Source organism: Streptosporangium sp. NPDC051022, from assembly GCF_040683035.1.
Lineage (GTDB): Bacteria > Actinomycetota > Actinomycetes > Streptosporangiales > Streptosporangiaceae > Streptosporangium.
Window position 1 is genome coordinate 114,534 of record NZ_JBFBCF010000023.1, and the last position, 13,177, is coordinate 127,710.

Here is a 13,177-nt window from a genome sequence, read left to right on the forward strand (position 1 = left end):
GCGCGTGGTCAGAGGGGCACGCGGGGGGAGGCTGATACCGTGAAACCGTCCCCGAGAACGCTTGGCGACGGATCCACCCGCACGTAGCGCGTCGCGACGACCTCCGGCTCCAGGCGGCCATCGACCCGCGTCCCTCAGGAGTGAACCGTGCGCGAGTACAGCGTCCCCGTGCTGGTGGATGTCCCGGCCTCAGCCAACCTGACCGACACGGTTTTCCAGCGCGCCGAGCGGGAGCCGGGCACCGTCACCATGCGCCGCAAGGCCGGCGGCGCCTGGGCCGCCGTCACCGCAGGCGAGTTCCGCGACCAGGTGGCCGGGGTCGCCAAGGGGCTGATCGCGGCCGGTGTGGAGCCGGGCGACCGGGTGGGCCTGATGTCGCGTACCCGTTACGAGTGGACCGTCATCGACTACGCCATCTGGGCCGCCGGCGCGGTCAGCGTGCCGATCTACGAGACCTCCTCGCCCGACCAGGTCGGGTGGATCATCTCCGACAGCGGCGCGAAGGTCGTCTTCGTCGAGCTGGACGCGCACGAGGAGACCGTCCGCGAGGCGATGGCCGGCCTGCCGGAGCCGAAGAGCGTCTGGCACATCGAGAAGGGCGCCCTGGACGAGCTAACGGCCCAGGGCGCGGAGGTGACCGGGGAGACGCTGGCCGGGCGGAGGACGGGGCGCGGGCGGGCCGACCTGGCGACCATCGTCTACACCTCGGGCACGACGGGCCGCCCGAAGGGCTGCGCGCTGACCCACGACAACCTGCTGTTCACCGCGAAGAACGTCGCGGCGGGGCCGCTGGAGCCGCTGTTCACCGACGGCAGCGCGGCCCTGCTGTTCCTGCCGCTCGCGCACGTCTTCGCCCGCATGATCCAGATCGTCCTGGTCGAGACCGGCACGGTCCTCGCGCACACGCCGAACATGAAGAACGTCGCCCCCGACCTGCAGAGTTTCCGGCCGACGTTCCTGCTGGGCGTGCCCCGGGTGTTCGAGAAGGTCTACAACGCCGCCGAGCAGAAGGCCGCCGCCGAGGGCAAGGGCAAGATCTTCCACGCCGCGGTCGCGACCGCCATCGCCTGGAGCCGCGCCGAGGCCGGCGGCGGCGCCGGGGTGGGGCTCAAGCTGAAGCACGCCCTGTTCGACAGGCTCGTGTACGGCAAGCTCCGCGCGGCCACCGGCGGCAGGCTGTCGGCCGCGGTGTCGGGCGGCTCCGCCCTGGGCGAGCGGCTCTCCCACTTCTTCAAGGGCGTCGGCATCGAGGTCTTCGAGGGCTGGGGCCTGACCGAGACCTCGGCCCCCTCCGCGGTCAACCAGCCGGGCGCCAACAAGATCGGCACCGTGGGCAAGCCGTTCCCCGGCGTCACGATCGGCATCGGCGAGGACGGCGAGGTCCTGGTCAAGGGCCGCCACGTCTTCAGCGGCTACTGGAACGACGACGAGGCGACGGCGGCCGTGATCGACGCGGACGGCTGGTTCCACACCGGCGACGTCGGCGAGCTGGACCGGGACGGCTACCTGCGTCTCACCGGGCGCAAGAAGGAGCTCCTCGTCACCGCGGCGGGCAAGAACGTCGCCCCCGGCCCGCTGGAGGACCGCATCCGCGCCCACCCGCTGGTCAGCCAGGCGATGGTGGTCGGCGACGACCGGCCGTTCGTCGCCGCGCTCGTGACCCTCGACCCCGAGGCGCTGGAGCAGTGGAAGAGGGCCAACGGCCGGGCGGGGGCGGACGTCGCCGAGCTCAGCGGCGACCCGGTGATCCTGGCCGAGGTGCAGAAGGCGATCGACGACGCCAACAGGACGGTCTCGAAGGCCGAGCAGATCAAGAAGTTCGTGGTGCTCGACACCGACATCACCGAGGAGAGCGGCCACCTCACCCCGACGCTGAAGGTCAAGCGCAACGTGGTGGCCCGCGACTTCGCCGGGCAGATCGCCGCCCTGTACGGCGACGTCGTACGGAGCTGAATCCCCCGGCGGGGCGTCCCGGCGGGGTGTGCGCGGTGACGCCCCGCCGGAGGTTCTTTTCCTCTTCTTCTGGGCCTGCGCCGATTCTTCCGGGCCTGCGCCGAGACCTTCTCCGGGGGAACGGATTCCGTCTTCGCACGTCCTCGGCGACATTCCACTTCAAATGGGCGCATAATCGGACAGGGCCGGAGTCGAGGGCGATCCACTTTCTCGGTGAACGTTGCTATTTTGGATGAGTGAAAGACGCAGAAAAGGAGATTCCCGAAAAACCGGACCTTGAGGCGGATTACTGGACGATTTCTGAGGTCGCCGGATTCCTCGGCGTCCAGATCAACACCGTCAGGGTTTACAACGCCCGTTCGGTGGCCAACCAGAGAAACGGCACACCGAAAGCCGGCGATCTCCCCCGGCCGGACAGGGTATTCGGCCGTTCACCCGCGTGGCGGCCCGCCACCATCACCGTCTGGAACGAACGCGACCGGCCGGGCATGGGGGTGGGAGGCGGACGCCCCCGCGACCGATAGGCGCGGCGGACGCCTCGGGACGCCTCGGGACGCCTCGGGACGCCCCCTACCGCTGCGGCTCCGCGACCCGGTACGGCTCCGCGACGTCGCGCTTGGGCGCCACCCACTGGGGTGGGGGCTCGGTGGAGATCGTGGCCCGCTTGAAGTCGACCCGGGCGTCACCCGTCGGCTTGACGTTGAACAGCTGCCCCAGCGACTGGCTGCTGGTGGCCAGGGTGCCGCCCGCCACGGCGAGGAAGCCCATGAGGATCTTCGTCTTCTGGGCGATCATCAGGTTCGTGAGCGTGACGAGGCGGTTGAGCCACACCTCGGCCTGGGCCCTGGTGTACGGCGTGAGCCGCATGGCCTGGGCCGCGGTCACGTAGCCGAGGACGGTGGCGGCCAGGGTGCCGATCTCCAGCCAGTAGACGGCGTAGGCGTCGCGCACCTGGTCGACCTGGCCCTCCATCGTGTAGCACAGGCCGCTGAGCTTCTGCAGGTCACCGCCGAACAGCGAAGCGGCGTGCAGGAACTCCTCCCGGTCCTCGGCGATCCAGTCTCCCCTGGACAGGAAGACCGCGTTGCCGAGGATGCCCGGCAGCTCGACCTCGAGCATCTTGGCGAGCGCGTTCCAGTTGGCCTTGGCGTCGCCCATCCCCGGGACGTTCGCCACCGCCGTGGCGAGGATGGTCACCCCGGTGAGCAGGCCCGGAGCGGATCTGGCCGCCTCCTTGAGCGCGTCGATGGCCGCCTTGGACTGCAGGGCGGGAAAGGGCATGCCCCGTCAACTCCTCCCGGTCACCCCGTGTGGGCGGGGTCGTCGTCTGTGCGCGGTCGTCACTTGTAGACGACGGCGCTGTTCTCCTCCGCCAGGCGCCAGTTCCGTTTGATGGTCTCCAGCGCGGCGATCCACGCCTCGACGGTGTCGATGGAGTCCTCGACCATTCCCCGGACGTCGTCCTGCACGCCGCCGTACTTGCCGATCAGCACCGCCCCGAGCGTGCCGAACCCGGGAAAGTCCACGTCGGTGCTGCCGACGTCCTGTTTGAGACGCCGCAGGCTCGGCAGGACCTTCTCCCCGAGGTTGCGCTGGATGTTGGCGATGCAGGTGGAGGTGACGTATCTGTCCTGGGTCATGCGCGGTCTCTCCCCCGATTTCCGTGCACCCTCTGTTCACGCTCAAGTCGTCGCTCGATAAGCCGACGTTCCCGTCGACGGGACAGTATCTTGAGTTTTGTCATGTGTCACGAGTGTTTTAAGTGACATGTGATAACTCAGCGTCCAAAAGTGGACCAAGAGCATCCAAGGGGGCTTCGCGTGGCCGACTTCCGATTCGACCCTGCCGACTTCGACCCGGAGGACCTGGAACGGATGGCCGGGGAGGCCGACCGCACGCTGCGGCGCCTGGCCGGCGTTCAAGGGGAGCTCGGCGGGATACGCGGCACCGGGACGGGCGCGGACGGCATGATCGGCGCGGTCACCGACGGTTCCGGCCGCCTGGAGCGGATCGATCTCAATCCCCGTGTGATGCGCCTGGAGAGCAGGGCCCTGGCCGAGGAACTGCTCAAGGCCGTCCGCGCGGCCCAGGACGACGGCGAGCGCCAGGTCCGCGAGCTGCTCGGCGAGGCCATGGGCGGCATGGGGCTTCCCGCGGAGCCGCTCGACCTCGACGAGATCGAGGCGCGGCTGAGGCGGTCGCACGACTCCTACGCCCACGTCATGCGGGAGCGCTCGACCGGCCTCCCGTGACGCCCGGGGACCCGCGGCCCCGGCCGTGTCAGGCCCCCGTGACCACCGTCGCGTCCGGCGGCGTCACGCCCGGTTCCGTACCCGGGGTCGCCCCCGGTTCCGTGCTAGGTTCCGTACCCGGGGTCGCGCCCGATTCCGTGCTCTGTGTCGTGCCCGGTTCCGTGCTCTGTGTCGCGCCCGGTTCCGCGTTCGGAGGCGTGCCCAGCAGACGTCCGAAGCGCTCCCCGACGAGCCGGCTGTCCCACTCCCGCTCGGCCCACTCGCGCCCGCGCTCCCCCATCGCCCGCGCCGCCGCCGGATCCCGCAGCAGGCCCACGAGGGCCTCGGCCACCTCGGCCGGGGAGGTGCCGTCGACCACCAGCCCCGTCTCCCCGGGCAGGACCGCGTCGGGAGCGCCGCCCGACGAGCCCGCGACCACGGGCAGCCCGCTGGCCGACGCCTCCAGGTAGACGATGCCGAGCCCCTCGACGTCGAGGCCGCCCAGCCGGGTACGGCACGGCATCGCGAAGACGTCTCCCGCGTCGAGGTAGGCGGGCAGCGACGCCCACGGCACCGGGCCGGTGATCCGGGCCGAACCGCCCAGCGGCCGGGCGAGACGTTCGAGCGCCCCGCGGTACGGCCCGCCGCCGACGATCAGCAGCACGGCGTCCGGCACCTCGCGCAGCACCCGGGGCCAGGCCCGCAGCAGGACGTCCTGCCCCTTGCGGGGCACCAGCCGGGACAGGCAGATCACGATCGGCCGGCTCCCCAGGCCCAGCGCCGCGCGGACCCCCGCTCCGCCCGCGCCGGGGCGGAACACGCCGGTGTCGACGCCGGGCGCGAGCCGTACCAGCCTGTCCTCGGGAATCACCCGGGCCAGCCACCGCCGGGTGTACTCCCCCAGGTAGGTCACCGCGTCGGCGTGGCCGCCGATCCTCGCCAGCAGCGCGCGGGCGCCCGGGACCCCCGCCCAGGCGGCCTCGTGGCCATGGGTGATCATGATGATCCGCCGCGCCCCCGCCGCCCGCATCCGGGGCGCGAGCAGGCCGAGCGGCGCCGCCGCCCCGAACACCACCGTCTCGCACTTGAACTCGGCGACCAGCTCCGCCGCCCGGCGGGCGACCGCGCGGGTGGGCAGCATCAGGGAGGTGGGGTGGCGCACGACCGGGTACGGCTGCCGCGTGTCGAAGCCCCCGCAGCCGGGCCACCTGGGGGCGTAGACGATCACCGATTCCGGCGGGAGGCAGGCGGCCAGACCGTGCACGAACGACTGGATCCCCCCGGCCCTGGGCGGGAAGTCGTTGGTGACGATCAACGTGCGGTTCACGGCTGGGGGACGCCGTTCAGCAGTGCCCAGGAGCGCGCCATCGCGATGCGCTGCGGCGTCGTGGGGTGGGACGCGTAGAGCAGATATTCGACGACGTCCGGCGACAGGTCCGAGATGTTGGTGATCGCCAGCCGCTTCTGCATCGACACGAAGACCGCCGGATTCCGCGTCAGGTCCAGCGCGTGCGCGTCGGCACGGGCCTCGATGTGCCTGCTGACCAGGTTCTGCGCGGGCCCCGACAGGACGCCGGCCAGCGTCAGCAGCCCCATGATCAGGCCGACCGCCCTCGGGTCGGCGACCGAGGCGACCCCGGTGCGCCGCCGTACCGGCCCCGCCGAGGTCACCAGGTAGAGCAGGCACGCTCCGAAGGCCGTGCCCAGGGCGCCGACGAGCGTGCCGTACAGCACGTCACCCGCCTTGGCGTGGCCCAGCTCGTGCGCGACCACCAGCTCGACCTGGTCCGCCGGGACCCGCAGCAGCGTGTCGTAGACCACGATCCTGCGGGTCGCGCCGAATCCGGAGACGTAGGCGTTGAGCGCGGTGGTCCGCCGGGAGGCGTCGGCCACGAGCACGTTCTCGACCGGCACGCCGTCCCTGGCCGCCATCGCGAGCAGGTCGGTGCGGAGCCGCCCGGCGGGCATCGGCGTGAAGTCGTTGAAGAGAGGCTCGACCACCACCGGGTAGGCGAAGGAGGTGACGACGGTCAGCGCGAACGCCCCGACCGCCGCGGGTATCCACCAGCGGCGGTAGCGGCGGGCCAGCGCGACCACCGCGAGCACCATGATCCCCGTCAGCACGGCGCCGATCCCGATGTTCTTGGCGCGGTCGGCCGCCCACGACGGCCAGGTCTGGGTGGACAGGCCGTACTCGCGCAGGTAGGTCTCCGACCACATGCCCAGCGGCCAGCGCAGGATCGCCACGGCCACCGTCACCGCCAGGACGCCGAGCAGCACCCGCAGCCACCAGGGGCCCCTCAGGCGGCCCAGCAGCCGCGCGCCCAGCGGGGTGGCGATCAGCAGCCCCGCCACGACCAGGGTCAGGCCGAGCGACAGGTAGCCGGGAACGCTCGTGACGGCGTCGAAGGCCTCGGAACGGGCGATCTGGGCCGCGGTGAAGTCGCGGGCCGGATCCGGCGCGACGGGCGGGGCGTCGGCGGGCAGCGCCCGCCAGGGCGTGGTGAAGGCGACGACCGCCACGGTGAGCGCCCCGAGGGCGACCAGCGCCCATCCGGCCCCCCGCGGTCCCGCAGGGGCGCCCGCGGAAGTGTCCGTCACGGTCCGCGTCATGCGAGTTCCCTCCGGAGATGATCGCGCCAGGCGACGGTGAGCTCCGCCCGCGACAGGCCCAGCGTGCTGTCCACATCGCTACCGTAAAGCCTTACCAACGTCTTCTCGCCGAAGCGCTCCGCGATGTAGCGGCAGGCCAGCCAGGCCTCCTCGTAGGCCTGCGCCAGCCGTGGCGCGCCGGGGGCGAAGTCGGCGGGCTCGGGAAGCCGGGAGGGCACGACGCCCGCGCGTACCTCCTCGGCCAGCTCGGCGGCGGCCGCCCGCACCTCGATCCCCGCGTGGCGGTAGCCCACGTAGTCGGCGAACCCCTCCGACAGCCACATCGGCACCCGGCCGCCCCTGGTCGCGCCGGTGGCCACGTGGGTGAGCTCGTGGGTGATCACCACGTCCCGGCCCGCCGGGCTGAGCCTGGCGTATCCCGTCGGCAGGACGACCACCCGGCCGGCGGCGGCCATCGCGGCCAGGCCGCCGGTGGCCCCGGCCCCCGCGAGCGCGGCGGCCTCCGCGTCGGTGGCGGGGAAGAGGATCACCGCCCTGACCGGCCCCCAGACCTCCCCGACGGTACGGCAGGCGCGGTCGGCCCTCGTGGCCAGGTCCCGCAGCTCGGCGGGCGGGGCACGGTGGCCGACGACGAGCGAGCGCTCGCCGCGGACCACGGTCGCGGCCCCCGGCCACAGCTCGCGTGCCGCCCGCGGCACAGGCCGGGCCCCCGCGACCAGACCCGCGCCCATCAGCGCCAGCATCCCGGTGAGCACGGCGCGGCGCCCCCTCGGGACGGACATGTCAGCCGATGCTACTCGACCGGTGCCCGTTCTCCCGTGTACGCGCCGCATGCGGCGGCCCCGTCCATCCGGGGGCATGGACGGGGCCGTATCCCGCTTCTCAGGCGCCGGGGCGAACCGCTCCGGCGAACGCGGACCTGTAGTACCCCTTCAGCGTCACGATCCGGACCGTCTTGCCGCTGCTCGGTGAGTGGACCATCCTGCCGTGGCCGACATACATGCCCACGTGGCCCTTTCCGTAGAAGAACAGCAGGTCACCGGGGCGCAACTTGCTCCACGAGACCTTCTTCCTGACGGCGCGGTACTGGCTGGTCGTGATCCTGGGGAGGGACACGCCGGCCTTGCGCCACGCGTACTGGACGAGCCCGGAGCAGTCGAACGCGCCGGGGCCGGAGGCTCCCCAGCGATACGGGTCGCCGATCTGCTTCCTGGCCGTCCGAACGGCCGCCTTCGCTTTCACCTTCTGCAGCGCGGCCCTGCTCATCTTGGCCTTCGCCTTGCGCTTGACGTGAGTCTTCGCCGTGCTCTTGACCTGAACCGCAGCCACTGTGTCTGTCGCGTGTGCCGCCGTGGATCCCAGTGCGACCGCTCCGGTTGAGGCGGCCAGCGTGAGAACGAACCCGCCGACAGAAAGGCGGGAAAGGCGCGACAAACGAGGGTTGTGCAGGGTGGTAGACAGGATTTCTCCTTGGGACTTCCACTGATGCCTACCGGGTTAGCTGACGGATTCGGGCAGGGAAGGACGCCCTACGACACGACATGTCGATTCACCCCTGGCCATATCAAAGGCCTTTTGGTTCCCCGGCTCCGCGCCTCATGACTGCACGGACTCGGCAGGTCACCGTGGTTGGGGCGCACCCCTGAGGAAAACGGCGACCAGCTGGATTTCTATGTGGGACACCGGCCTGGGGGACCGGCATTCGGTGCGTCCGCATGGCTTGCTGACCGCGGCCAGAAGGTACCCCGGCGGCAGGGTTTCGGCAATCAATCGGTAAAAGCCGAAGATCGAAAAAAGATTTTCACGTTTATGAAATCCCTGCTCGGAACCCCGGTACACCGTTCGAATATGACCCTCATCACATTCTTGACATCGTTGCCGAAAAGCACCACTTCTGTTACATGCGTCACACCGGTTTTTTCGATCTTCGTCGTCCCGGCTCCGGACGGCCACCCTGGGAACGCTCCATCGCGTGCCTGACCTTTTGGAGACACTTCTGGGACCGTTCCATCCGAGGCGGCCCGCCCGGTGGATTCACCGGCGTGTCGCGATGGGGCACCGTCCTCGGAACCGCCTCGGAACCGCCTCGGGTCCGGCCCTCGCCGGGGCGGCCCTGCGCCCCCTTACAGGCCGTGATCCCCCGCCCCGCGGGTCAAAGCCGCCCCGGCGCCCCGGGCCGCCCTGAAGGCGCTCAGGGGCGTGGCGCCCGGGAACACTCGAAGGCCCTTCGGGAAGCGCGGCTTCAGGAGGCGCGGCTTCGGGAGCGCGCGAAGACGCCCGGGAGCGCGGTGCTCAGGGGCGCACGGCGCCGACGAAACGGCCGCCGTAGGCCGACAGCGGGGTGACCTTGACGACGTCTCCGGTCTGGGGGGCGTGGACCATCTTCCCGTCCCCGGCGTACATGCCCACGTGGCCCAGGCCGTTGCTGAAGAGGAGGTCGCCCGGCTGGAGGTCGCTCATGGAGACCTTGCGGCTGGCGCCCCAGCTCCACTGCTCCCAGGTGGTGCGGGGAAGGCTGACGCCTCCGCTGCGCCAGGAGGCCTGCATGAGGCCGGAGCAGTCCCAGCTACCCGGGCCCGTGCCGCCGTACTGGTACGGCTTGCCGATCTGGGCGTAGGCGAACGCCAGGGCGGCCCTGGCGTTGCCGGAGGCCGAGCCGGTGTACTGCATGCCCGTGCTGTTGGGGTCGCCGGCCTGGAAGGTGCCGAGCTCGCGCAGGACCTTCGTCTGGGCCTTGACCATCTTCTCGGCCTTGGCCTTCTCCGCGGCCAGCTCGTCGCGGGTCCGGTCGGCCTCGGTCAGGGCCTCCTTGGCCTTGTCGCGGCCCTGGCGCAGCGCCTTGGTGGCCTCGTCGAAGGCGTTCAGCGACTGGGCGCGGGAGGCGGAGAGCTGGTCGGCCGCGGCCAGGCCGTTCAGCAGCATGCTCGGATCGGTCTGGCCGACCAGGTTCTGCCAGCCGACGGCGCCGCTCTGGTAGCTGCTGACGGCCATGGTGATCAGGTCCTTGCGGAGACCCTCGACCTTCGCGTTCTGCCTGCCGAGGTCGCCGTTCAGCTCCCGGTACTTCTTCCGGGCCCGCTTCCAGCGCTCGCCGGCCTGGTTGTACTTCTCGACGATCTGGTCGGCCTGCTCGTTGAGCTTCGCCAGCTTCCGCTTGGCCTGGGCGATCGTCGGCTTGGGCTCGGCGGACACCCCGCCCACCGGGATCAGGAGCAGGGCGAGGGCCAGCCCCGCGGCCATCGGCCCCCGCACAAACCTAACCGGCACACCCGCCACGGCCACCGCACTGCCTCCCCAAGCCAAGACCTGGGGCGAAATAGTACAGAACCGGTAAGGGTTAGCTCACCTTTTTGGCTGTTTTGTTCATTACGAGCACGTGGCGATCCCGCAAATCCTTCCGGTCATCGCGGTGGCGTCCCGCAGCTGATCGGCCCAGTCCCGCCCGGCGGGCCTGCCGTACTCCCCGGCCCGCAGATAGATCAGCACGGCGTTTCCCCTGCGGACCACCACGCCGCGCTCCCCGCCGACGCCGGCCTTCCCGCCGTAGTAGACCTGCCCCGAGACCCTCAGGGCGTCGTCTCCGAGCCCGGTCACGGGAGCGGAGGTGTAACGGTAACCGGACGCGGAGTCCTTCCTCGACCGGCAGGCGGACAGGCCGCCGCGGAGCTGGGTCATGGCCCGCCCGGCGTCCGCCCGCGAGCCGTACAGCAGGACCTGCTCGACCTTCATGAAGTCCGGGACACCGGTGAACGTCACCGTCCTGACGGCCGTCCTGCCCGCCTTGCCCACGGCTCCCCTGCCGCAGGGATCCACCGCGAACGGGGACCTCGGCGAGTCACTGACCCTCCAGCTCGTCTGGGGATCGTCGTCCTTCACGGCTGCGGCCTTCTCGTACAGCAGGAAGCCCCTGGGGATGCCGGGGGCGGCGGCGGCCGTACCGGCGACCAGGGCGGCACAGACCAACGCGGCGATCTTCTTCATCGAACCAACCTCCAGTGTGATCCGATGAACCATAGGGCCGGAAGGCTCAGGCACGTCCCAGACGTCGCAGGAGCAACACCGAGGGAACCGGGCGCGCGCCCATCCGCCGGACCGACTCGGCCACCTCTCGGTCGGAGGAGACCACGGCGATGGCACGGCCCATGGGCTCGGCCCGGACCAGCTGGCGGATCAGGTCGTCGGCGATCTGCCCCGGGGCGCTGAACATCACCCGGACTCCCCTGGGGGCGGAGACCGGAACCGGGCCGTTCAGCTCCGCGCCGTCGAAGACGCAGGTCAGCTCGGTGCGTGTCTGCGCGTAGAGCGCGCCGAGACCGGTCAGCAGGCGGTTGCGCTGGTCGGCGAGGGTGAGCGTACCGTAGCCGGTCTTGGTCACGTTGTAACCGTCGACGATCAGATGGATCTGCGGCAGCGCGAGCAGCTGGTCGAGCAGGGCGGGATCGTCGTCGGCGAGCGCCCGCGCCGGCACCGCCTGGACGCCGTGCCTGCCCGGCGCGACGGAGGCCACCGAATCGGCGGGCCGGTGGATGCCGGAGGGCAGCGCGAGCTCCCTGCGCAACCCGGCGGCGGCGTCCTGGAGCGCGTCGAGCAGCATGCGGACCTTGGTGTCCTCCACGCTGCGGCCCTCTCGGGCCGCCCGCCGGGTGGCCTCCAGCTGGCGCTCCGCGTCGGCCGCCCGCTCGCGCAGACGGCGCAGCTCGCTCTCCCCCGCGCTTCCCGCCGCGGCGGCGGTGGCCTTGACCTCCTGCGCGGTCTCCGCCATCGTGGCGGCCCGCGTGTCGGCCGCCTTCGCGCGCTCCCGCGCGTCGTGCAGCTTGCGACGCAGGTCGGAGATCTCCGCGCGGGCCCCCTTGAGCTGCTCGCGCAGCCGGTCGGCCTCCTCCTTCGCCGCGCTCTTCTGCGCGGCGAGCTGCTCGCGCAGCCGGGTCAGCGTCTGTTCCTGGGCCGATCCCTCGGCGGCGGCGGCCGACTGCTCCAGATCCGCCCGGGCCGCCTCGACCATCTCGACCCAGCCGGGCGGCCGGGTGAGATAGGCGGCCGCGGCGACCAGCACGGGCTCGGCGGCGGGCGGCACGACGCCCTCCGCGAGGCTCTCGACCAGCTCGGGCCAGCCGGTGCCCAGCGCCTCGGCGACCAGCTCCCGGAACTTCTTGTCGGTCTCCAGCTGGGCGGCGATCGGCGCACCGCCCAGCTTGGCCCGTTTGCGGGGGTCGAACCTGGCGATCCCCTTCAGCGGCGGAGGCACGGTGGCCGCGGGCATCGATCCCAGGATCTGGGACGCCAGCTCCACGACATGTAAGCGGACCTGCTCGGGCAGCGGACGAGACAGGCCCTCTCCGGCTGAACTCATCACGGCCCCTACTCGGATTGGTCTTCACGTCAAGGGTACGGCTCCCGCACCCCGCCACCGACCTGACCGGCGGACCTGGGGCATTCACGTCCCGGGTAAACGGGACATGGAGCACTGGTTTCCGGCAGGCGTCCGATGGACGTCTCGCAGGTATACGTCATACCCACCGGACGACCTTCACCCGGGACGCGGATCCCGGCGAACGATCTCCGGCCGAGTCCGGATCCGGCCGGCGGTCTCCGGCCGGGGCTCGGGATCCCGGCGGCCGGCCGTACGCGAGGGGCGCGGCGCACGGCTCCGCGCGCGCCCGCTCAGGCCCGGTGACCGGCGTCGTGGACGGTCAAGGCGATCTGGACGCGGTTGTTCAGCTCCAGCTTGGTCAGCACCCGTGACACGTGGGCCTTGACCGTCGCCACGCTCATGTAGAGCTCGGCGGCGATCTCCGCGTTCGACCGTCCCCTGCCGACCGCGAGCGCGACCTCGCGTTCGCGCTCGCTGAGCCGGGCCAGCAACGCCAGAGCCCGCTCGCTCCGCGTCCCGGCGCCGCCGTCCGCGACGTGGGCGATGAGCTGCCGGGTCACCGCGGGCGACAGGATCGGCTCGCCCGCCCCGACCTTGCGGATCGCGGCGACCAGCTCGCCCGGCGGGGTGTCCTTCAGCAGGAATCCCGCCGCCCCCGCCCGCAGCGCCCGCAGAACCTGGGCGTCGGCGTGGAAGGTGGTCAGGACGACCACCTCGGGGGCCGGGGCGTCCGCGCGCAGCCGCTCGGTCGCGGCCAGCCCGTCGACCCCGGGCATGCGAATGTCCATCAGCACCACGTCGGGCCGGTGCCCGGCCACCGCCGCCGGCACCTCCCGCCCGTCCGCGCACTCACCCACGACGGCGAGGTCGGGGGCACCGCCGAGGATCATCGACAGCCCGGCGCGGACGAGGGCGTCGTCGTCCACGATCAGCACGCGGATCTCCGGGCCGGGCGCCCCGCCGTCCAGCCGGTCACCGTCCGGCCGGGAGAAGGATGAACTCATGCCGG

General features: G+C 71.6%; 13 protein-coding genes and 1 riboswitch. Of the genes, 3 read left to right on the forward strand and 10 right to left on the reverse strand.

What is annotated here, in order from left to right; genetic code table 11:
* Nucleotides 1-147: 147 nt before the first annotated feature.
* Entirely contained in the window at nt 148-1,953 is a 1,806-nt protein-coding gene (locus AB0N02_RS31455; protein ID WP_363953804.1) for a long-chain fatty acid--CoA ligase, read from the forward strand.
* Between the two features lie 236 nt (nt 1,954-2,189).
* On the forward strand, nt 2,190-2,477 hold the full coding sequence (locus AB0N02_RS31460; protein ID WP_363953806.1) for a hypothetical protein: 288 nt from the start codon (nt 2,190-2,192) through the stop codon (nt 2,475-2,477).
* A gap of 46 nt (nt 2,478-2,523) precedes the next feature.
* Here AB0N02_RS31460 and AB0N02_RS31465 read toward each other — a convergent pair whose 3' ends face one another.
* Nucleotides 2,524-3,234, reverse strand: a complete 711-nt coding sequence (locus AB0N02_RS31465) for a hypothetical protein (RefSeq protein WP_363953808.1) — start codon at nt 3,232-3,234, stop codon at nt 2,524-2,526.
* Nucleotides 3,235-3,293: 59 nt separating this feature from the next.
* Nucleotides 3,294-3,593: a hypothetical protein gene (locus AB0N02_RS31470; protein ID WP_363953810.1), complete on the reverse strand. Its 300-nt coding sequence runs from the start codon at nt 3,591-3,593 to the stop codon at nt 3,294-3,296.
* Between the two features lie 180 nt (nt 3,594-3,773).
* Here AB0N02_RS31470 and AB0N02_RS31475 point away from each other — a divergent pair, with 180 nt between their 5' ends.
* Nucleotides 3,774-4,205 (forward strand): YbaB/EbfC family nucleoid-associated protein, encoded by a 432-nt coding sequence (locus tag AB0N02_RS31475; protein WP_363953812.1) that lies wholly within the window; start codon nt 3,774-3,776, stop codon nt 4,203-4,205.
* A 28-nt stretch (nt 4,206-4,233) separates the two neighbouring features.
* Here AB0N02_RS31475 and AB0N02_RS31480 read toward each other — a convergent pair whose 3' ends face one another.
* From AB0N02_RS31480 to AB0N02_RS31515, 8 genes are all read right to left on the reverse strand, one after another.
* Nucleotides 4,234-5,511: a glycosyltransferase family 4 protein gene (locus AB0N02_RS31480; RefSeq protein ID WP_363953814.1), complete on the reverse strand. Its 1,278-nt coding sequence runs from the start codon at nt 5,509-5,511 to the stop codon at nt 4,234-4,236.
* Complete coding sequence (locus tag AB0N02_RS31485) at nt 5,508-6,797, reverse strand: M48 family metallopeptidase (RefSeq protein ID WP_363953816.1); 1,290 nt, start codon at nt 6,795-6,797, stop codon at nt 5,508-5,510. The genes AB0N02_RS31480 and AB0N02_RS31485 overlap by 4 nt, the downstream gene beginning before the upstream one ends.
* Entirely contained in the window at nt 6,794-7,579 is a 786-nt protein-coding gene (locus AB0N02_RS31490) for a hypothetical protein (protein ID WP_363953818.1), read from the reverse strand. Before AB0N02_RS31490 ends, AB0N02_RS31485 begins: the two co-directional genes overlap by 4 nt.
* Before the next feature lie 100 nt (nt 7,580-7,679).
* Nucleotides 7,680-8,126 (reverse strand): C40 family peptidase, encoded by a 447-nt coding sequence (locus AB0N02_RS31495; RefSeq protein ID WP_363953820.1) that lies wholly within the window; start codon nt 8,124-8,126, stop codon nt 7,680-7,682.
* 142 nt (nt 8,127-8,268) lie between these two features.
* A riboswitch (cyclic di-AMP (ydaO/yuaA leader) is annotated at nt 8,269-8,425 on the reverse strand.
* Nucleotides 8,426-9,089: 664 nt separating this feature from the next.
* Entirely contained in the window at nt 9,090-10,037 is a 948-nt protein-coding gene (locus AB0N02_RS31500) for an NlpC/P60 family protein (RefSeq protein WP_363953822.1), read from the reverse strand.
* A 126-nt stretch (nt 10,038-10,163) separates the two neighbouring features.
* Nucleotides 10,164-10,778, reverse strand: a complete 615-nt coding sequence (locus AB0N02_RS31505; protein WP_363953824.1) for a hypothetical protein — start codon at nt 10,776-10,778, stop codon at nt 10,164-10,166.
* A 46-nt stretch (nt 10,779-10,824) separates the two neighbouring features.
* A complete protein-coding gene (locus tag AB0N02_RS31510; RefSeq protein ID WP_363953827.1) occupies nt 10,825-12,147 on the reverse strand; it encodes an NYN domain-containing protein in 1,323 nt (440 codons plus the stop codon).
* A gap of 311 nt (nt 12,148-12,458) precedes the next feature.
* On the reverse strand, nt 12,459-13,172 hold the full coding sequence (locus AB0N02_RS31515) for a response regulator transcription factor (RefSeq protein WP_363953829.1): 714 nt from the start codon (nt 13,170-13,172) through the stop codon (nt 12,459-12,461).
* Nucleotides 13,173-13,177: the final 5 nt, after the last annotated feature.